A 20737-nucleotide genomic window follows, 5' to 3' on the forward strand; every position below is an offset into this window, starting at 1 on the left:
AGGAAAACGGAGGACAGCTATGAGTGAGACTACTTTGTGGACAGGATTGATCGTCATTTTTATGGCAGTCGTATTTGTGACCATGTTTCGGGAAAACAGGAGAAAACGAAGAGAATTTCTTCAGAAGATCAAAAAAAGCTGGGGACAGATTCCGGACCGGGAGTATACCTGGGATAAGCTGGAACAGACCGCAGAGTATTTCCGGGAGCGAAAAGACGGTCGTTTTATCATTGATGACATTACCTGGAACGATCTGGACATGGACAGAGTGTTCATGCTCATGAACCAGACCGTATCTTCCCCGGGGGAGGATTATCTGTACTATCTTCTGCGTACCCCCGAATTTGATGAGGAAAAGCTTGTGGAGAGAGAGCGGCTGTACATGTTCTTCCGGGAACATGAAGAGGAGCGGCAGAAGGTCCAGGAAATACTCACACATATCAAAAAGCCGCCCACAGCGTCTGTCTATCAGGCCATCCACGTGACGAAAGAGTATGATGCCGGGAAGCCGTGGAAGCAGGTCCTCATGTGTCTGGCCTTTCTGCTGTCCATAGCTGCCTTTATAGCGGTTCCCAGGTATGGCGTCTTTGTATTTCTGCTTGTGACCTGTATCAATATGGGCACGTATCTGAAAGACAAAGAGGTCATCCATGTTTACCTGACCGGGTTTAAATGTATGATGCAGCTCATTAACAGCGCAGGTGACCTGAGCAAGCTGAAGATAGAGGCGCTTTTCCGTTATACAAAACGTCTGAATACCTGTAAAAAAGGATTTTCCAGCTTTAAAAACGGAGCAAATCTGGTTCTGGACCGGGACGGTTTTGCCAGCGGTCCGGAGTCCTTCATTCTGGATTATATCAGGATGATGACGCATATTGATCTGATCAAATTTAACTCCATGATGAAAGCTATGAAGGAGCATAAGGCGGAAGCAGAGGAGATGCTGGAGATATTCGGACTTCTGGATGCCTGCATTTCCATTGCATCGTTCAGGGAGGCCATGCCTTATTACTGTGTACCGGAGTTTACGGTATATAAAAAGGGAAGCGGTGTGCGGATGAAGGTGGAGAATCTTTATCATCCGCTGATCCACGAACCTGTGGCAAACAGTATTGACGCGTCCGGCGGTATTCTGGTGACCGGTTCCAATGCCTCGGGTAAATCCACATTTTTGAAGAATGTGGCACTGAATGCAATTCTCGCCCAGACAGTATATACTTGTACGGCCACGGAATATGCTGCGCCGTTTTTTAAGATACAAACCTCCATGGCACTGCGGGATGACCTGGAGAGCAAGGAGAGCTATTACATTGTGGAGATCAAGTCTCTGAAGAGGATCCTGGAGGAATCCGGGGATGAGGCCCCCCTTTTGTGTATCATTGACGAGGTGCTGCGGGGGACTAACACCATAGAGCGAATTGCGGCTTCTTCCAATATTCTGGCGCACCTGAAAAAGCCTCATGTGCTTCCTTTTGCGGCAACACATGATATTGAACTTTCATATATGCTGGAGGGGGCGTACACCAACTATCATTTTGAGGAGGAAGTCAAGGAGGATGATGTGGAATTTAACTATCTGCTGAAAAAGGGCAGGGTTACCACCAGAAATGCCATCCGTCTGCTCTCTATGGTGGGTTATGACCGGGATATTGTAAAAGAATCGGAAGCCGCGGTGGCGGATTTTGAGGCCACCGGAATCTGGAAAAAGGTAGGAAATTAATATGCTTGTAAAAATATATACAGACGGTTCTGCCAGGGGCAACCCGGACGGACCGGGAGGATACGGCTGTGTCCTCCACTATACAGATGCCAAAGGAACGCTGCATGAGCGTGAATTTTCCCAGGGATACGTGCGCACCACCAACAACCGCATGGAGCTGATGGCAGCTATTGTGGGCATGGAGGCACTGACAAAACCCTGTGAGGTGGAACTGTACTCAGATTCCAAATATCTGGTGGATGCTTTTAACCAGCACTGGATTGACGGCTGGCTGAAAAAGGGCTGGAAACGGGGGAAAAATGAGCCGGTAAAGAATGTGGATTTATGGAAGCGGCTGTTAAAAGCAAAAGAGCCTCACCGTGTTACTTTTATCTGGGTGAAAGGGCATGACGGACACGAAATGAATGAACGGTGTGACTATCTGGCAACCAGCGCAGCGGATGGGGATGATCTGCTGGTGGATCCGGGGGTGTAAAACCGTAATATGATACGGTATCGTGTTGGCTGCCGCTTACTACAAATGCTGTTAAGTATGATGCCGGATCACAAAAGCTGTGGTTAAGAAACATGTATATCTTATAGTTATTTATATGGGGAATGTCCGGGCAATGAATCTCAGAGCGCAGACATTCCCTTTTTCAATTACAGCCGTCAGTAATGAAATTGTGACAAAAAATGGAAGGTTTTCAAAGTTCCTGGTCACAGGCTGTCCGCATCTTGTGTTTTGTGGAATAGACAATAACCACGCGGTAAGCGTTCAGGTACTCAAAGGGCGTCTGGTGCAGGAGCCGTTTACAGATTCTTCCCCATTCACCTGTGCTCAATGCCGCGGCATAGTGGAGGCCTGGCCGCTTACGGCTGTGCCCATATGCAGACAGTTGGAATTGATAAAAAGACCCTCTCCCTTCTTCATATCATGGATGGTCTCATTGACCTGATACCGCATGGAACCGTCCAGAACTATCATCAGCTCCGTTTCGGGATGCCAATGACAGACAAAGTAGGAGGGAGCGCCGATTCCCTCTGACTGGAAAAATTCACTGTGCACATCCACAGGAAATGCGTAATTTCCATGGGATATCTGCTCCTTTAAATTTTTATCCTCTGCCACCACCGATGATCTCATAGAATCCTGCCTCCAAATTGAAAATGATGATATTGTTATAAAATCCGCCGTAATCCTGATAGAAAATAATACTTTTTGTCATTATACTAAAGACCGGAAAGAAGTACAATATGATTCCAAAATAAAAAATGCCGGAAATTGGTACATATTACTGTTCACAGTATACTGAAAATGTAACTCTTTGCACAGTATTACGCTTCGCGGCGCACAGTTCTGCCCTGGGCAACCGTGGACATTAGTCTGTGAACAGTAAGGATAACATTCCAATAAATAAAACGGAGGATCAGAAAATGGAAAGAAAAAATAAAAGGATAGGCATGGCATTCATAGGTATTATTATGACTGCGGTCAGTGTGGGGATTTTTCGTTATGCGGATTTTGGGGTTGACCCTTACTGTGTTCTGCTGACAGGACTGGCTCGGATATTCTATACCAGCTTTACCATCACAGCCAATGTGATATGTGCCCTGCTTCTGGTATTTGCCTGGAGGATGAAAAAAAGTCTGGTGGGCGTGTCCACGCTTTTAAATCTGCTCATATACGGCGTGGTGGCAGATGGGGTGTTCGCAGCGCTGAAAAGTGTTTCCGAGACCCCTGCTCTCAGTGTCAGAATCATATGTCTTACAGGCGCCCTATTCCTTCTGGCATTTTCGGGTGCTATGTATTATACCGCAGACTTAGGGGTTTCCACCTATGATGCCATTGCTCTCATCATGGCTGACAGAAAGATCGGAAAATTTAAATACTGCAGGATCGCCATTGACCTTACCTGCCTGACCGCAGGGATCCTGGCAGGTGGGGAGATCGGGATCGCAACCGTCATCATTGCCCTTACAGTGGGTCCGCTTATCCAGTATTTCCGCACCAATTTGGCAGAACCATTCCTGGAAGGCCGCAAAATTCCCGCTTTTCTTTCTTGAAACCTGACAATTCCTGTGCTATTATTAAAAACAGTAATTTATGATAGTAACCATCAGGAGGTATGAACCGTGCAAAAATACGGAGTGAACGAACTTCGGAAAATGTTTTTGGAGTTCTTTGAAGGAAAAGGCCATCTGGCTATGAAGAGTTTTTCTCTTGTTCCCCATAATGATAAGAGTTTATTGTTGATCAATTCCGGTATGGCGCCGCTGAAGCCATATTTTACAGGCGCTGAGGTGCCGCCCAGAAAAAGGGTGACCACCTGTCAGAAGTGTATCCGTACCGGTGATATTGAAAATGTAGGTAAGACTGCCCGTCACGGCACTTTTTTTGAGATGCTGGGAAACTTCTCGTTTGGAGATTATTTTAAGAAGGAGGCAATCCGCTGGTCCTGGGAATTTTTGACCGAGGTTGTGGGACTTGACGCGGACCGTCTGTATCCTTCTGTCTATCTTGACGATGACGACGCGTATGATATCTGGAATAAGGAAATTGGTATTCCGGCTGACCGTATTTTCCGTTTCGGAAAAGAGGACAACTTCTGGGAGCACGGTGCAGGCCCCTGCGGACCATGCTCTGAGGTATATTATGACAGAGGCGAGAGGTACGGATGCAAGGAACCGGGCTGTACGGTAGGCTGTGAGTGCGACCGTTACATGGAAGTGTGGAATAATGTATTCACCCAGTTTGAAAATGACGGGGAAGGACACTACGAAGAACTGCAGCAGAAGAACATTGACACAGGCATGGGCCTGGAGCGTCTGGCTGTTGCTGTGCAGGACGTGGATTCCATCTTTGATATTGATACTATCTGTGCCCTTCGGAATAAAGTCTGTGAGCTGACACACACAGAGTATAAAAAAGACGAGAACGTGGATATTTCCATCCGTCTGATCACGGACCATATCCGTTCCGCCACGTTTATGATTTCCGATGGTATTATGCCGACTAACGAAGGAAGAGGATACGTGCTGCGCCGCCTGATCCGCCGTGCTGCCCGTCATGGCCGTCTTTTGGGCGTCAAAGGGAATTTCCTTGCAGAACTCAGCAGCACAGTGATCGAAGGCTCTAAGGATGGCTATCCGGAGCTGGATGAGAAAAGAGATTTCATCTTCAATGTGCTGACAAAGGAAGAGGAACAGTTCAGCAAGACCATTGACCAGGGCCTTCATATTCTGGAAGAGATGGAAGCGGAGATGAAAGCAGCGGGAAGCACACAGCTTTCCGGTGAGAATGCATTTAAATTATACGATACCTATGGCTTCCCTCTGGATCTGACAAAAGAGATCCTGGAAGAAAAAGAGATCTCTATTGATGAGGCCGGTTTCAAGGCCGCTATGGAAGAGCAGAGAGAGAAGGCCAGGAAAGCCCGCGAAGTGACCAACTATATGGGCGCTGACGCTACGGTATACGATGAGATAGACCCTAAAGTCACCACAGAGTTTGTGGGTTATGACAATCTGTCCCATCAGTCCAAAATCACAGTTCTCACAACCGAGACAGAGATTGTGGAGGCTTTGACAGAGGATGAGAAGGGGACCGTATTCGTGGAAGAGACTCCTTTCTATGCCACCATGGGCGGACAGGAAGGTGACAAAGGCCTTATTGTTCTGGGGGATGCCCAGTTTGTTGTAGAAGACACCATCAAGCTGCGCGGCGGCAAAGTGGGCCATGTGGGAAGACTGACAAAAGGTATGTTAAAGACAGGTGATGTGGTGACACTGAAAGTCAGCGCAAAAGACCGCGCAGATACCTGTAAGAACCACAGTGCCACACATCTGCTGCAGAAAGCCCTGAAGACAGTTCTCGGCTCCCATGTAGAACAGAAGGGTTCTCTGGTAACACCGGACAGGCTGCGTTTTGACTTTGCACATTTCCAGGCTATGACCCGGGAGGAACTGGCCCGGGTGGAGGCAATGGTCAATGAGGAGATCCAGGCAGCACTTCCTGTTGTGACAGAGGTTATGAGCATTGAGGATGCCAAGAAGACAGGAGCAATGGCTCTCTTTGGAGAAAAGTACGGGGACAGCGTGCGCGTGGTTTCCATGGGAGATTTCTCCAAAGAATTGTGCGGCGGTACCCATGTATCCAATACAGGTGTGATCACTACCTTTAAGATCGTATCTGAGGCAGGCATTGCAGCCGGTGTGCGCCGTATAGAGGCACTGACCGGTGACGGTGTGTTTGGTTACTATAAAGAGATGGAACAGAAGCTGGCTCAGATCGCGTCCCTTTTGAAAACCACTCCGGCGGAGGCCGCAGACAAGATCGCTCATCTGCAGGCAGAGGTGAAAGAACTCCATAGTGAGAACGAATCCCTGAAAGCCAAACTGGCACAGGAAGCAGTGGGTGATGTGATGAACCAGGTAAAAGAGATAAAAGGCACAAAACTTCTGGCTGTATCCGTGGCAGATGTGGATATGAACGGGCTTCGCGACTTAGGCGACCAGTTAAAAGAGAAACTGGGTGAAGGTGTAGTAGTTCTTGCCAGCGTGAACAGCGGCAAAGTAAACTTGCTGGCTATGGTGACGGACAGCGCTATGAAGGGCGGAGCACATGCAGGAAATCTGGTGAAGGGCATGGCAGCAGTGGTCGGCGGCGGCGGCGGCGGACGTCCGAACATGGCTCAGGCCGGCGGAAAAAATCCGGAAAAAGTGCCGGAAGCCCTGGAAAAAGCGGCAGAATTGCTGGAAGGCCAGTTAAAATAAAATTTATATAAAATTTTTTAAAGAAAATAAGTCAAAATAGTTGACGTACGGCAAAAATCTGATATAATATTTGATGTGCAGTAAAAATACCCAGACAGTTGTATTATGCACAATCTACAACTGGAGGGAGGTTAGGTGTGAGACTATGTCAAATGTAATCGTAAAAGAAAACGAAACTTTGGATAGCGCTTTACGTCGTTTCAAGCGTAGCTGTGCAAAAGCAGGCATTCAGCAGGAAATCCGTAAAAGAGAGCATTACGAGAAACCAAGCGTTCGTCGTAAGAAAAAATCTGAAGCAGCTAGAAAACGTAAATATAATTAATGTGCAGTAAAAGCCTCTGGACAAAGCCAGAGGCTTTTTTACGACTCTGCAGCCAAAGAAACGCAAAGAGAGGATGGTGAGAAGATGAAAAAGATTATTGACCTGGTATCCAGCCGGATCTTTGTATTTGCCCTGGCTGTGCTGCTGCAGCTTGTATGGCTGGTGGCGCTGGCATGGGGGATGAGGAATATTTCCACCACGGTGGGATGGGTTATGAACATCCTGAGCCTGTTCCTGGTACTGTGGCTGGTCAATAAGAAAATCAACCCTTCTTACAAGCTTGCCTGGACTATTTTGATCCTTGTCATCCCTGTCTTCGGTGCAATTGTGTACCTGCTGTTCGGTGAATCCCGTGTGGCGAAAAAAATGACAAGGGAATCTGAGGCAGTTCTCACGGAAATCGGCAATTATTTCAAGGAAGATCCCAGAACCAGGTCAGAGCTTCAGGATACGGACCGGGGCGTATCCATCCAATCCGCCTATATCAGGGACTATGCTGGTTTTCCTCTCCACAAGAATACCACCACCAAGTATTACCCGGTGGGGGATACCATGTTTGTGGACATGCTGGAGGAGATCAAAAAGGCAGAGCATTTTATCTTTCTGGAATATTTTATCATACATGACGGAAGAATGTGGCGGGAAATCCTTCAGGTCCTGGAGGAGAAGGTCAGGGAAGGCGTGGATGTGCGCCTGATCTATGACGATATGGGGTGTGTGACTACCCTGCCCCACAGATATTATAAAGAACTGCAGAAAAAGGGGATTAAATGTGCCGCGTTTAATCCGGTCCGGCCTGTGCTGAATATTATCCTCAACAACCGGGACCACAGAAAGATCCTGGTGATTGACGGTCATACAGGATTCACAGGCGGTATCAATCTGGCGGATGAATATATCAACGAGGATGTGCGGTTTGGGCATTGGAAAGATACCGGTGTCATGCTGCATGGGGAAGGTGTCTGGAACCTGACCGTGATGTTTCTGCAGATGTGGGCAGTGATCACCCATACTAGAAGCCATCTGCCGGCTTACGGACCTTATATTTACCATCCGGAAGAATTTGAAAATGACGGTTTTGTACAGCCCTACGGAGACAGCCCTCTGGATAACGAGATCGTTGGGGAGAATGTTTACCTGAATATCATCAACCAGGCAAAACGGTATGTGTATATCTGTACGCCGTATCTGATCATTGACAATGAGATGATGACAGCCTTGTGCCTGGCTTCCAAAAAGGGCGTGGATGTGCGGATCGTGACACCGGGAATCCCTGATAAGAAAATGGTGTTCCTCCTGACCCAGTCCTACTATGAACAGCTTCTGGAGGCAGGTGTGAGAATTTTTCAGTACACACCGGGATTTATCCATTCCAAATCTTTTGTCTGTGATGACGAGATCGCATCTGTAGGCACTATTAATCTGGACTACAGAAGCCTGTATCTGCATTTTGAATGTGCAGTGTGGATGTACAAAAGCCGGGCTGTTATGCAGGTAAAGGACGATATGGAGGATACATTTCCAAAATGCAGGGAAATCTGCATGAAGTTCTGCCGCAGCCGGAATATTGTTGTGCGTATGACACAGAGTATTCTCAGGCTATTTGCACCCATGCTTTAGTTTTTTTCTTTACAAGCCAGGGCTCCCATGATAGAATGGGCACATAAAACCGTAACAGTTCAGACAGCTGAACTGCTACAGGCATCCAGCCATTAAAAATCGCTTTGGGATGGTCTGGATGCCTACTGCTGCCACACGTATGTATGGTCAGCGCAGTGAATGCGCGGACCTGTCTGAACTGTTACATAAAACCTACAATGAAGACACATGTTAAGAGATGCGCCAATTATAAGGGGAGATTAGTTATGATTTGGACAAAGAGTATGTTTGGGATAGATCTCTACCATGTCACCCAGTGGTTTTTAGTTTACAGCATTCTGGGATGGATCGTGGAATCTATCTACATGTCAATCTGCAACAGGCGGATTACCAACAGGGGGTTTGTAAGAGGGCCGTTCTGCCCGATTTACGGAGTGGGGGCTTTATCTGTGTTTTTTCTGCTGAGACCGTTCTGCGATAACCTTCTGCTGTTATATATACTGGGCTGTGTGTTTCCCACACTGCTTGAGTATCTGACAGCCAGGCTTATGCTTTCCATGTTCGGAGAGGTGTGGTGGGATTATTCGGAGAAGCCTTTTAATTACAAAGGAATTCTCTGTCTGGAAAGCACCATAGCATGGGGATTTTATACTTTAGGCCTGTTTCTGTTTCTGCATGAAGGGGTGGAACGTTTTGTGGACAGCTATCCGTTTTCCGTTGGATACCGGGCAGGGTCCCTGATTCTGTTCTTGTTCACAGCAGATTTTTTACATACTTTATACGAAAAGAAAAAGGACAGTCTGCCTTCCTCTTTCGGAGAGGTGCGGGAGGGAATACGTTCCCTGATCTACGGCAGATTTTAAAAAAAGAGGGGCGCCTGCGGGCGTCCCTCTTGCCAATGAATATATCGGATGTAGTGTTGATGTATTAGATGAAAACGGAACTATTATTTATACAGGATATATGGGCGAAATCAAGCAATTTGGACCAGGGCAGAAAGCTCAATTAGAAATGTATACGGGAGTACAAGGGGCAAGTCTCTGTCCTGCTGCCCCTGCTATTATGGTTTTAATCCATTATATGTCATTGATTTTGTATCGTTTTAGGCTGAGAGTGAAAGTTCCCAGCCTTTTCATTTTATAAAATCACTGTGTCAACGTTTCAATTTGGTATAGTATATCATCTGTGTAATTACTGTCAGGATTGTATACAAAGACGCTTTGAACGCTACACGAGGGAGATGTGAACGAAGGACTCATGGAAGCAGAAATAAAAAATGTCAAAATATATAGTCAAAAAAAGCAGGAAATAAAAGCAGATGCACTAAAACCCGGAATGTATATTCAATTGTCACTTCAAGAAGGCAGTTCGGTTATGGAGAGTTATCCCTTGTTGATCAGTGGTGCGCTGGAAGTTCATGTTCTGGAACAGGGGAATGATTACATAGGTTTGTATCTGGATATAATAAAGGAGATTTATGGCAGAGATTCCGCCCTAAATGACGGAATGGGGGTTATGGCACTGGACTCGGCAGTCCGGGTACCGTGAAGTGCCCGAATCCGAATGTGATCCTTGCAGGACAGTAAGAAACAGAAAAAACAGCTTTACTTTTTCGGCTAAAAAATGGTGTTCCGGTCTTAATGCAAATGGATATGATGACTGCAACGCTTCTTTTAAGGAGGGAGCAGGGACATTCAAACTGAATTATACCTGGATTTCCTGAATATAGCAACGAAAATGTCATGGAGCCAGGCTTTCCGTATTCTATTTTTTATCCCGGTGTAATACAATTCTATAAGAGCATTTCTACGGGAGAGCGGTATGTTTCGGAAAGCATCTGTTTTTCTGGTCTTATTTTCCCTTATTGTCAATATAGCCCTGCCGGTCACGGTGCACGCGGAGGGGGAGGATTTGATCACCGCACCTCATGGGGTTCTGATGGAGGCATCCACAGGAACCATAATCTACGAGAAGGACAAAGACACCAAGGTCTACCCAGCCAGTATTACAAAAATTATGACTCTGGTGCTGATATTTGATGAGATCGCCAAGGGCACCCTACATATGGAGGATGAAGTGACTACAAGCGCCTACGCCAAATCCATGGGCGGTTCCCAGGTCTATCTGGAGGAGGGCGAGAAGCAGACTGTGGAGACTATGATAAAATGTATTGTCATTGCCTCCGGTAACGATGCCAGTGTGGCCATGGCGGAACACATAGCGGGAAGTGAGGCGGAGTTTGTCAAACGTATGAATGAGAGGGCAGCAGGGCTTAACATGACAGGCACGCATTTCGAGGACTGCTGCGGACTGACGGAGTCCACCAACCACTATACCACGGCATATGACGTGGCCCTCATGTCCAGGGAGCTGGTGACAAAATACCCCAAGATTTTGGATTACTCCTCCATCTGGATGGAGAATATCACCCATAATACAGCAAAGGGAAGCAGTGAGTTCGGCCTTACCAATACAAATAAGCTTCTGCGCAGCTATGACGGCTGTGTAGGACTTAAAACAGGGAGTACCAGTCTGGCAAAATACTGTGTCTCCGAGGTGGCCGAGAGAAACGGGATCACACTCATAAGCGTGGTCATGACAGCGCCTGACTATAAAGTGCGGTTTAAGGACGCAGCGGCAATGCTGAACCTGGGCTTTGGTGCCTGCAGTCTTTATGTGGACGAAAATAAAGACAGCCTGCCAAAGGTTCCGGTAAAGGGTTCCATTCAGGAAAAGACGTCTGTATCTTACGAGGGGGATTTCCGCTATCTGGATACAAAGGGGGAGGCTCTTGACCATATACAGAAGAAGATCAATCTGAAAAAAAGCACAGACGCCCCTGTAAAGAAAGGCAGCAAGGCAGGGACTGCGGATTATTATCTGAATGGAAAAAAAATAGGCAGTGTCAGCCTGTTATTTAACGAGACGGTGGAGAAGGCCGGGTATATGGATTATGTGAAAAAGGTATTCAAAACTTTTTTCTAAAAAATAAAATTTGGGTATTGCAGGATAGAAATGTTTGCATTATAATAGCCCGGTAACAAAAAGACGGAGGGTGCCCGCTGGCACCTTCCTTTTTCGTGAAAAAATGACTTGATGGCAGAGGAAAGCCGCGCCCGCGCTTTTTTGTCTGCCGGTGGACACATTGTTTACAGAGAGAATGAGGAGAGGCATGCAGAAAGATATGACAGCCGGCAGCCCGGCAAAAGCGATTGTAGGATTTACAATTCCGGTATTCATCGGAAATATTTTTCAGCAGTTTTACAGTATGGTGGACACCATCATTGTAGGAAAATTCGTAGGTACCAAAGCACTGGCAGCCGTGGGGAGCGTGGGTACCATTAACTTTTTGATCATTGGTTTTATGCTGGGTCTGACAGCGGGATTCACCGTGCTGACAGCCCAGAGATACGGTGCGGGAGACATGAAGAATATGAGGCGGACTGTGGGGTCAGCGGCCGTGCTGTCCCTGATCGTCACCCTTGTCATGACATTGGTGAGTATGCTGGGAATGCGTGGGCTTCTGCAGTTTATGCACACCCCCGAGGACATTTTTGGTGACGCATACAGGTATATTATGATCATCTGCGGCGGCATTTTTGCCACCGTGCTATATAACCTGCTTGCCAGTGTGCTGAGAGCACTGGGAAACAGCCAGGTGCCGCTGTATTTTCTGATTTTGTCGGCACTGCTGAATGTGGTGCTGGATCTTTTGTTTATCATTGTATTTCACTGGGGAGCCGCCGGAGCAGCCTACGCCACGGTTATATCCCAGGGGGTTTCCGGGATTCTCTGCCTGGTGTATATAGCAAAGAAAATGCCGGAACTGCGCCTTGAGAAAGGGGATTTCCGCCTGTCCGCCCATATTGTGAAAATGCAGGTGGGAATCGGCATCCCCATGGCGCTTCAGTATTCCATCACAGCCATTGGAACCATGATGGTACAGTCTGCGCTGAACATGCTGGGGTCCATGGCGGTGGCAGCCTTTACCGCAGCCAGCAAGGTGGAGCAGATCGCTACCCAGGCCTATGTGGCACTTGGGACTACTATGGCAACCTTCTGTGCCCAGAATATGGGGGCAGGAAAGCTTGACAGGATACGCAGGGGATTTCGGGCGACAACCTGGATCGGTGTGGCCTATTCCCTGGTCTTTGGCCTTCTGACCGCCTTTTTTGGAAAATATCTGACTTATCTTTTTGTGTCCAGCGATGTGCAGACACTGATGGGGCAGGTGGATATTTACCTGAAATGTGCATCCCTGTTTTTTATTGCCCTGAATATTGTAAATGTCTACCGGAACGGCATACAGGGGATGGGATACGGTGTCCTGCCTATGATGGCAGGTGTGGCGGAGCTTTTAGGCCGCGGTATCGTGGCTTTGGCCGCGGGATTAAACAGGAGTTACCTTCTGGCCTGCCTGGCAAGCCCGGTGGCCTGGGTATTTGCAGGTGTGCTGCTGCTTTTCATGTACCGGGTAGTTATGAAGCAGCAGGAAAAAGTTTTCGGAAAAACCAGATAGTCTTGCCTTTTCTTTTTTCTCTTTTTGAGTTAAAATAGAAAAAAAACAGAGAGAAAAGCAGGGAGTATTTGTGAAGAGATTTGTGACCACAACTTACAAGATTACAACAGATAAGATAAAAAGACATCCGCTGAAATTCGTGATGATAAGCGACCTCCACAACGTGGTGTTGGGAAAGAAGAATGAACCTGTCTTTGACAGAATAAAGTCTCTTGCCCCAGATGCCATATTGATCGCCGGGGATTTGGTGCTTGGGAAAACCGACGCTTCCCTGAAACCGGCTGCGGCATTTTTGAGCGAGGCCGTGAAACTGGCTCCCGTATTGTACGGACCGGGTAATCACGAGCAGCGGATGAAATTATTTACAAAGGATTATGGTGGCAGGTTCTCCGCGTTTGAGAAAAAAATAAAACAGATGGGAGTCACCTATCTGGAAAATGAGCGTATGATTCTGAAGATAAACGGTGAAACCGTGGCAGTCACCGGACTGGATCTGCCCTATGAATATTATGAAAGGGGTCCTGTCAAGGGACCGGGCAGAACGGAGCTTGAAGGACTGATAGGCGGGCCGGATAAACAGGTATATGAAATCCTGCTGGCGCATACGCCCAGGTATGGGGATGCATACTTTGCCTGGGGCGCGGATTTGATCCTGTCAGGCCATTATCATGGGGGCATTGTGCGGCTGCCCTTTTTGGGAAGTATTATCAGCCCTGATCTGCGGCTGTTTCCCCGCTACGGATATGGGGAATACAGGAAAAGAGACGGCGCTTCGCCCAAAAAAGCGGGCAGAAGACAGAGGATAACAGGCAGTGAACAGATCATGATTACAGGAGCAGGACTTGGAGAGCATACGCTGCCTCTTAGGATCAACAATCCAAGAGAGCTGATCGTGCTGGAATGTCTGCCGAAAGAGGTGTGAGATGGAAGAGAAAAACTGTATGGAAAAAATACGCGGGAACATCAGTCAGGTCATTGTGGGAAAAGACAAGGTACTGGAGCTTTTGCTCACGGCTCTGACTGCAGGAGGCCATGTCCTTTTGGAGGATGTGCCGGGAACAGGCAAGACCATGATGGCAAAATCCCTGGCACGTTCCATGGACGGAAAATTCTCCAGGATCCAGTTCACTCCGGATCTGCTGCCCTCAGACGTGACGGGGCTGAATTATTATAACCAGAAAGAAGGAGAATTCCTTTTCAAGGAAGGTCCGGCCTTCTGCAACATCCTTCTGGCCGATGAAATCAACCGGGCTACACCCAGAACCCAGTCAAGCCTTCTGGAGTGTATGGAGGAGCATCAGATTACCATTGACGGGGAAACCAGAACATTGGAGGAACCGTTTTTCGTGATCGCCACCCAGAATCCGGTGGAGACCACAGGTACATTTCCGCTTCCGGAAGCACAGATGGACCGTTTTTTTATGCGCCTTTCCATGGGCCTTCCTGACAAAGCGGAGGAGCTGGCAATCCTGGACCGTTTTGAGGACAGGCAGCCACTTTTGGAACTTCCCTGTGTGTGCACACGGGAGGAACTGTTAAATGCCAGGGAGGCGTATAAGAAAGTATATGTACACCCGGATTTGAGATCCTATCTGGTGGAGGTGGTACAGGCTACCAGAGCGGCCGGGGATGTGATAGCAGGTGTCAGTCCCAGAGGAACCCTGGCATTATTTAACGGGGCAAAAGCCTATGCCTATGTACAGAACAGGGATTACGTGGTGCCTGAGGATATAAAAACCGTGGCAGTTCCCATACTCGCGCACCGGATGGTCATGACCTCTGGATACGGGCAGGAGGAGAGCGGCAGTCAGGCGGTCAAACGGATACTGGAACAGGTCCCTGTACCCACGGAGGAGTGGAAGAGAAAACCATGACAATTTTTTTACTTTTGCTGGGAGCTGTCCTGCTGCAGTTTTTGGCGGAATGGTTCTACCGGAACCATTGGGACAGGCATCTGGAAGTGGATGTTAAATTCCAGGATCATCCCGTCCATGAGGGTGAGCACGCGTATCTGACAGAGACCATTGAAAACAGAAAGTGGCTTCTTCTCCCCATGCTGCAGGCAGCGTTCCGGGTACATAGAAATCTATTTTTTGAGGAGGAGGAAAATACCAGCATCTCTGACTATACCTATAAAAGAGATATATTTTCCGTGCTTTTTTATCAGAAGATCCAGAGGGAAATCCCATTTCTGGCGAAGAAAAGGGGATATTACGAGATTGGGCAGGCAGAAATCCTCACAAGAGGCCTGCTCATGAACCGTGAACTGTATCTGACCGTGCCTCTTTCCACCCATTTGTATGTGTATCCCAGAACCACCCCTGTGTCTAATATGGAGATTCCTTTTAAAAAGCTGATGGGACAGGTTTTGGTGCGGCAGCGGATGTATGAGGACCCCTTTTCTTTCCGGGGCCTGCGTGAATATCAGCCCGGGGACCCCATGAACAAGATTAACTGGAAAGCCTCCGCAAAAGAAGGGGATATGATGGTGAACCTGTTAGATTCCAGCTCCAGCGCCCAGGTCCTTATATTCCTGGATGTGGAGGATGAAACCATATGGAAATACGAGGAAATCCACGAGGCAGGCATATCCCTGGCGGTCTCTCTGGCAGAACAACTTTTGAAAAGAGGCGTTGCCACAGGCCTTATCACCAACGGCAGAGACCACATCACAAAGCTGCCGATCGCAGTGATGCCGGGCACGGGAAGAGGGCAGCTTGTAAAACTGTACCAGAACCTGGCCAGACTGGATCTGGACCTTCCTGCCGGTAAATTCCCTGAACTTTTAAGCGCGCAGTGCCGTCTTTTAGCAGAAGGCCGGGGAATCCCCCTTCTCATCTCCAAAAACCAGGGCAGGCCCCTGTTTGCCGGGATGGAAAGCCTTGCAAAAGCCGGAGGCAGTGCCATGTGGATTTCCACCCTGTACAAGGATATGGAATGGAAACTTCCGTCCTCACCCTATATGGAAATAATGCGCTGGGAGGTGCCGAGATGAAACCGGATTTGCTGGTGATATACCGTTTCTTTCATACATTTCTTCTGATTGACAGTCTGGCTTTAATGATTTTGTCTTTCGGCGGGGATATCACGCCCCTTCAGTTTACAAAGAGTCTCCTATTGTTTATCCCGATACTGCTTTTATACTGGATCGTGCGCCGTTTCAAAAGTCTGTTTCTATTTGCGGTGTCAGGCGCCGCAAGTCTGGCAGTGCTGTATTTTTCAGCTTCAACCATATGGGAGCGGGGCGCATTTACAGTATGCGGAGTCTTTCTGGTGCTTCTGTACTTTTTTGAGCGGGCAGGCAGCGGGGAGAGTATGCTCGTGCGCCCTTCCTATGCGGGGCTTCTGGTTTTTGCCGGAATCTATATTTACGCACTGGCCTATCACAGAAGCACTTTGGGAAGGATCATATGCATCAGTACAGGCGTTTACTGGCTGCTCACCATCCTGTCTGAGAACCGCCGTTCCCTTTTGAAACTCTACGAACAGAATGAGAAGCTTCACAGATTTCCCGGAAACAGGATCGCGGAGGGAAACAGGATCGCGCTTGGAGGGTTCTGCGCTCTTATCACTGCAGGTATGGTGTTTCTGCCGATGTCTGGTTTTGACAAAATCCTGAAAAGGCTGGGACACCTGTTTTTGAACATGATCCGAAAACTTCTTGCAGGTCTTGGCGGTGCGGAGGAAATGATACCCGACGAACCGCAGATGGCAGAACAGATGCCGTTTTTTCCGGGGGAATTCCGCGAGGCTTGGCCTATCTGGCAGACACTTTTTCAGATATTGGAGAAGGTGTTCATTTTTCTGTTTCTGGCAGCATCCGTATATTGGGTCTTCCGGATTCTCTACGGATTATATAAAAAATATCACGAAACCGCCTTTACGGACGGGGACCGTGTGGAGTTCCTCTCTCCTGTAAAAGGGGATAAGAAAGAATCCCTGAAAAGGGAAAGGAGAAGAAGCGGGCTGTTCTCTGCACGTTCACTGGGGGAAAAAATCCGCAGGTGTTATAAAAAGAAGATTGAGAGTTCCATGGAACAGAAGATTAAGGAGGCGTTTACGCCGGAGCAGATAGAAGAAGCTGCAGGGCTTACGAATGCGGAGGGGGTTGAGGAGTTTCATGGGATATACGAGAAGGCAAGGTACGGGAAAGAGGACTGCGGGCAGGAAGAATGGGGGAGGATGAAGGAACTGGGAAAGAGGCTGTAAAGCTGTCCGTTTTTCCAGGCAAGGAATATTCTGGACTTTTCCCTGAAAATAGTGTAAAATGCTGTAAGCGGTATGACCGTGTAATAACTGCAGGAAAAGGATGATAGTAAATGGGAATTCCGGTAAAGCTTCCGGTGTTTGAGGGACCTTTGGATTTGCTTCTGCACCTGATTGAGAAAAATAAAGTGAATATTTACGATATTCCCATTGTGAAGATAACAGACCAGTATATGGAATACATTCACCAGATGGAACGGGAAGACCTGAATCTTATGAGTGAATTTATGGTTATGGCTGCAACGCTTATCTCCATCAAGTGCAGGATGCTCCTCCCGAAAGAAGTCAATGAGGACGGCCAGGAGGAGGACCCCAGAGATGAACTGGTGCGCCAGCTTCTGGAGTATAAAATGTATAAGTATATGTCATATGAGCTCAGGGACAGGATGTCAGAAGCGGCAAAGAGTATTTATAAGCTCCCCTCTCTTCCAAAGGAAGTGGAGGATTACAGGGAGCCGGTGGATACCAGTGAACTGCTTTGCGGGCTGACACTGGGCCGTCTTCATAAAATTTTTCAGGATGTACTGAAGCGGCAGGAAGATAAGAAGGACCCGATCCGAAGTAATTTCGGCAAGATTGAGCAGGAGGAGGTCAGCCTGCCGGAGAAAATGACGGATGTGGAGGCGTATGCCAGACGGCACCGTCGTTTCAGTTTCCGGGATCTTCTGGGAAAACAGGCCAGTAAATTCCAGGTGGTGGTTACATTTCTGGCTATTCTGGAGCTTATGAAGACAGGAAAGATTTTTATCCGGCAGGAGTATATCTTCGATGATATTCAGATTGAGAGCAGGGAGGATAAGAAAGGGGACCCGTATGGAAATTGAACATCTGGAGGGCGCTGTTGAGGCGCTTTTGTTTGCTGTGGGAGAATCTGTGGAAGTTTCTGCCATTGCCAAGGCTATAGGACACGATACGGAAACCACCAGAAAAATCATTCGGAATATGATGCTGAAATATAATGCCAAAGACCGTGGGATCAAGATAATCGAGCTGGAGAACGCTTATCAGATGTGTACAAAGGAAGAATATTATGACTATCTGGTCAAGCTTGCCCTGCAGCCGAAAAAGGCGGTGCTTACAGATGTTATGCTGGAGACACTCTCCATCATTGCCTATAAGCAGCCGGTCACAAAGCTTGAGATAGAGAAAATCCGCGGTGTCAAGTCCGACCATGCAGTGAACAAGCTGATGGAATATAATCTGGTCCAGGAGGTTGGACGTCTGGACGCGCCGGGAAGGCCCCTTCTTTTTGGAACTACGGAGGAATTTTTGAGGAACTTCGGGGTGCAGGGGCTGGATGAACTGCCGGAACTGGATCCGGTACAGATTGAAGATTTCAAAGCAGAGGCAGAAGAAGAAATTCAGCTGAAGCTGGATGTATAAACGGGGGAAAGAGACATGCCAACAACTTACACACATGACATTTTCGGCAAGGAAGTTTATAAAAGGCTTCCTTCTGAGATAAAAGAGGCGATCAGGGAATCAAAAAGTATGTATTTAACCGGCCTGCACGGTTCGGATATTTTGTTTTATTATCAGCCCCTGGTGAAGAACCGGGTGAGTGGACTGGGACATCAGGTGCACAAAAGAGAGGCGGCGGAGTTTTTCTGCCAGGCGGTTGTCAAGTACCAGGAGGAGCCCACGGCGCAGATGCTTTCCTATCTGCTGGGGTTTGGGTGTCATTACATTCTGGACAGTACCTGCCACCCTTATGTGCGGCGGTTTGAAAAGGAAACAGGTGCTTCACACGCAGAGATTGAATCCGAGCTTGACCGTTATTATATGCTGCGTGAGGGAAAAGACCCGTTCACCTACAAGCCGGCAGTAAATATCTGCCCCACCTTGGAGGGCTGCAGGACCATAAGCAGGGCCTTTGGAAAGATTACAGTGAAACAGGCTGCAAAAGCGTTAAGGGGCATGAAATTCTATACAGGTGCCCTTGTCTGCGAGGGAAGTCTGAAGAGAAAAGGGCTTTGGGGAATAATGAAGCTGTTTGGATGCCGGGATACACTTGGCGGTCATATCATACCGGCCAAACCGGACAGAAGATGTGACATGGCAACAGATGTGCTGCGTCATCTGTATGACGAGGCATTGGATGAGGCTGTGGAGGCACTTACCAATCTGTACGGCTGCATGGTAAAGGAAGAGCGGCTGTCACAGCGTTTCGGCAGGAATTTCGGCTGAGAAAAACGGGGGGTATATGAAAGGATTAAGCAAACTGGAAAAACAGTGGGTGCTGTATGATGTGGGAAATTCAGCATTTGTTATGCTGTGTACCACAATAATCCCGATCTATTTTAAAAATATCGCCACAGCGGAAGGGATTTCCCTGGCGGATTCTACTGCGTATTTGAGTTATGCCCTGTCCGTCTGTACGGTTCTCGTGGCACTGATGGGGCCGGTGTTTGGAACCCTGGCGGATACAAAAGGGTATAAGAAGCCTATGTTTGCCTCCTTTTTTGTGATCGGCGTGATGGGATGTCTTTCCCTTGCCATACCAAATGAGTGGCTGGCTTTTCTGGTGGTTCTGGTGATCGCCAAGACCACATACAGTATGAGCCTGATCTTTTACGACTCCATGCTTGCGGATGTGACAACGGATGAGAGGATGGACATGGTATCTTCACACGGATATGCGTGGGGGTATATTGGAAGCTGTATTCCTTTCACCGCCTGCCTGCTTCTTATCCTTTTCGCTGAGAAACTGGGTATATCAGGTGTCACGGCCACCATGATCTCTTTTGGGATCACAGGAATCTGGTGGTTTGCGGTAACCATTCCGCTTCTGAAAAATTATGAGCAGAAGCATTGGGTGGAAGTGAAGAAGAACCCGCTGAGGGAAAGCTTTGTGAGACTGAAAAATGTTGTTTTTAAGATCAACAAGGACAAAAAGGTACTTTATTTTCTGGCTGCTTTTTTCTTCTATATTGATGGTGTCTATACCATCATTGATTTGGCGACTTCCTACGGAAAAGATGTGGGGATTGACGATACCCATCTGCTCCTGGCACTTTTGCTGACCCAGATCGTGGCATTCCCCTGTTCTTTGTTGTTTGGAAAGTTTTCGGCAAAGTTTAAGAGTGAGAAGCTGATCAAAGTCTGTATTCTGGGCTATCTGGGCATTGCACTGTTTGCCCTTCAGCTTGACCGGGCATGGGAATTCTGGTTTCTGGCTGTCTGTGTGGCTGTATTCCAGGGGGCTATCCAGGCGCTGTCCCGGTCATATTTTGCAAGGATCATCCCAAAGGAAAATTCCAGCGAATATTTCGGATTCTATGATATCTTCGGCAAAGGCGCGGCATTTATGGGAACCATGCTTATGGGAATCTCCACGCAGTTAAGCGGAAGTTCAAGGACAGGCGTGGGAATGCTGGCTGTGATGTTTATCATCGGATTTTTCCTGTTTGGAAAAACAGAGAAGTTGGAGCGTGTCTGATTGGAAGCTGTACCAAAGCAGGAAAAAACTGTTTTGGTACAGCTTCTTGTTATTCTTATACAGGAGCCGTTATCCTGGACTTTTTGTTATAATTGTCCGAGGACAGGCATATAATGT

At 47.8% G+C, this 20737-nt stretch carries 19 protein-coding genes; 18 read left to right on the forward strand and 1 reads right to left on the reverse strand.

Going from position 1 to position 20737, the window contains the following annotated elements:
- The first annotated feature begins 19 nt into the window (after positions 1-19).
- Positions 20-1720 (forward strand): MutS-related protein, encoded by a 1701-nt coding sequence (locus A4V09_RS05745; RefSeq protein WP_065541500.1) that lies wholly within the window; start codon positions 20-22, stop codon positions 1718-1720.
- 1 nt (position 1721) lies between these two features.
- Positions 1722-2195 (forward strand): ribonuclease HI, encoded by a 474-nt coding sequence (gene rnhA / locus A4V09_RS05750; RefSeq protein ID WP_065541501.1) that lies wholly within the window; start codon positions 1722-1724, stop codon positions 2193-2195.
- Positions 2196-2540: 345 nt separating this feature from the next.
- Here the strand turns inward: rnhA and A4V09_RS05755 are convergent, their stop codons facing one another.
- Positions 2541-2846 carry a cupin domain-containing protein gene (locus A4V09_RS05755; protein ID WP_084043445.1) on the reverse strand — a complete coding sequence of 102 codons (306 nt, stop codon included), beginning with the start codon at positions 2844-2846 and terminating at the stop codon, positions 2541-2543.
- Positions 2847-3136: 290 nt separating this feature from the next.
- On the opposite strand from A4V09_RS05755, the gene A4V09_RS05760 reads away from it, so the two are divergent.
- The 16 genes from A4V09_RS05760 (at position 3137) to A4V09_RS05835 (ending at position 20620) form a co-directional block, all read left to right on the forward strand.
- Positions 3137-3766, forward strand: coding sequence for a YczE/YyaS/YitT family protein (locus tag A4V09_RS05760; RefSeq protein ID WP_065541503.1), 630 nt, complete (start codon positions 3137-3139; stop codon positions 3764-3766).
- 69 nt (positions 3767-3835) lie between these two features.
- Positions 3836-6475, forward strand: coding sequence for an alanine--tRNA ligase (alaS, locus tag A4V09_RS05765; protein WP_065541504.1), 2640 nt, complete (start codon positions 3836-3838; stop codon positions 6473-6475).
- A 145-nt stretch (positions 6476-6620) separates the two neighbouring features.
- The gene (gene rpsU, locus A4V09_RS05770; protein WP_004222305.1) at positions 6621-6797 is read left to right on the forward strand and encodes a 30S ribosomal protein S21; all 177 of its coding nucleotides are present in this window, start codon (positions 6621-6623) and stop codon (positions 6795-6797) included.
- An 84-nt stretch (positions 6798-6881) separates the two neighbouring features.
- Positions 6882-8417: a cardiolipin synthase gene (gene cls / locus A4V09_RS05775; protein WP_065541505.1), complete on the forward strand. Its 1536-nt coding sequence runs from the start codon at positions 6882-6884 to the stop codon at positions 8415-8417.
- A gap of 245 nt (positions 8418-8662) precedes the next feature.
- Positions 8663-9259 carry a putative ABC transporter permease gene (locus A4V09_RS05780; RefSeq protein ID WP_289071379.1) on the forward strand — a complete coding sequence of 199 codons (597 nt, stop codon included), beginning with the start codon at positions 8663-8665 and terminating at the stop codon, positions 9257-9259.
- A 511-nt stretch (positions 9260-9770) separates the two neighbouring features.
- Positions 9771-9944: a hypothetical protein gene (locus A4V09_RS24220; protein ID WP_157123457.1), complete on the forward strand. Its 174-nt coding sequence runs from the start codon at positions 9771-9773 to the stop codon at positions 9942-9944.
- A 273-nt stretch (positions 9945-10217) separates the two neighbouring features.
- Positions 10218-11381: a D-alanyl-D-alanine carboxypeptidase family protein gene (locus tag A4V09_RS05790; RefSeq protein ID WP_065541507.1), complete on the forward strand. Its 1164-nt coding sequence runs from the start codon at positions 10218-10220 to the stop codon at positions 11379-11381.
- A gap of 187 nt (positions 11382-11568) precedes the next feature.
- The gene (locus A4V09_RS05795; protein WP_065541508.1) at positions 11569-12915 is read left to right on the forward strand and encodes an MATE family efflux transporter; all 1347 of its coding nucleotides are present in this window, start codon (positions 11569-11571) and stop codon (positions 12913-12915) included.
- Positions 12916-12985: 70 nt separating this feature from the next.
- On the forward strand, positions 12986-13837 hold the full coding sequence (locus A4V09_RS05800; RefSeq protein WP_065541509.1) for a metallophosphoesterase: 852 nt from the start codon (positions 12986-12988) through the stop codon (positions 13835-13837).
- Between the two features lies 1 nt (position 13838).
- Positions 13839-14789, forward strand: coding sequence for an AAA family ATPase (locus A4V09_RS05805; protein ID WP_065541510.1), 951 nt, complete (start codon positions 13839-13841; stop codon positions 14787-14789).
- On the forward strand, positions 14786-15910 hold the full coding sequence (locus A4V09_RS05810) for a DUF58 domain-containing protein (RefSeq protein ID WP_065541511.1): 1125 nt from the start codon (positions 14786-14788) through the stop codon (positions 15908-15910). Before A4V09_RS05805 ends, A4V09_RS05810 begins: the two co-directional genes overlap by 4 nt.
- Positions 15907-17124 carry a hypothetical protein gene (locus A4V09_RS05815; protein WP_065541512.1) on the forward strand — a complete coding sequence of 406 codons (1218 nt, stop codon included), beginning with the start codon at positions 15907-15909 and terminating at the stop codon, positions 17122-17124. The genes A4V09_RS05810 and A4V09_RS05815 overlap by 4 nt, the downstream gene beginning before the upstream one ends.
- A gap of 110 nt (positions 17125-17234) precedes the next feature.
- Entirely contained in the window at positions 17235-18005 is a 771-nt protein-coding gene (locus tag A4V09_RS05820; protein WP_065541513.1) for a segregation and condensation protein A, read from the forward strand.
- Entirely contained in the window at positions 17995-18564 is a 570-nt protein-coding gene (gene scpB / locus A4V09_RS05825; protein WP_065541514.1) for an SMC-Scp complex subunit ScpB, read from the forward strand. Before A4V09_RS05820 ends, scpB begins: the two co-directional genes overlap by 11 nt.
- 15 nt (positions 18565-18579) lie before the next feature.
- Positions 18580-19368 (forward strand): zinc dependent phospholipase C family protein, encoded by a 789-nt coding sequence (locus A4V09_RS05830; RefSeq protein ID WP_065541515.1) that lies wholly within the window; start codon positions 18580-18582, stop codon positions 19366-19368.
- A 16-nt stretch (positions 19369-19384) separates the two neighbouring features.
- On the forward strand, positions 19385-20620 hold the full coding sequence (locus A4V09_RS05835) for an MFS transporter (RefSeq protein ID WP_065541516.1): 1236 nt from the start codon (positions 19385-19387) through the stop codon (positions 20618-20620).
- The last annotated feature ends 117 nt before the right edge of the window (positions 20621-20737 follow it).

Source organism: Blautia pseudococcoides (genome assembly GCF_001689125.2).
GTDB classification, from domain to species: Bacteria; Bacillota; Clostridia; order Lachnospirales; family Lachnospiraceae; genus Blautia; species Blautia pseudococcoides.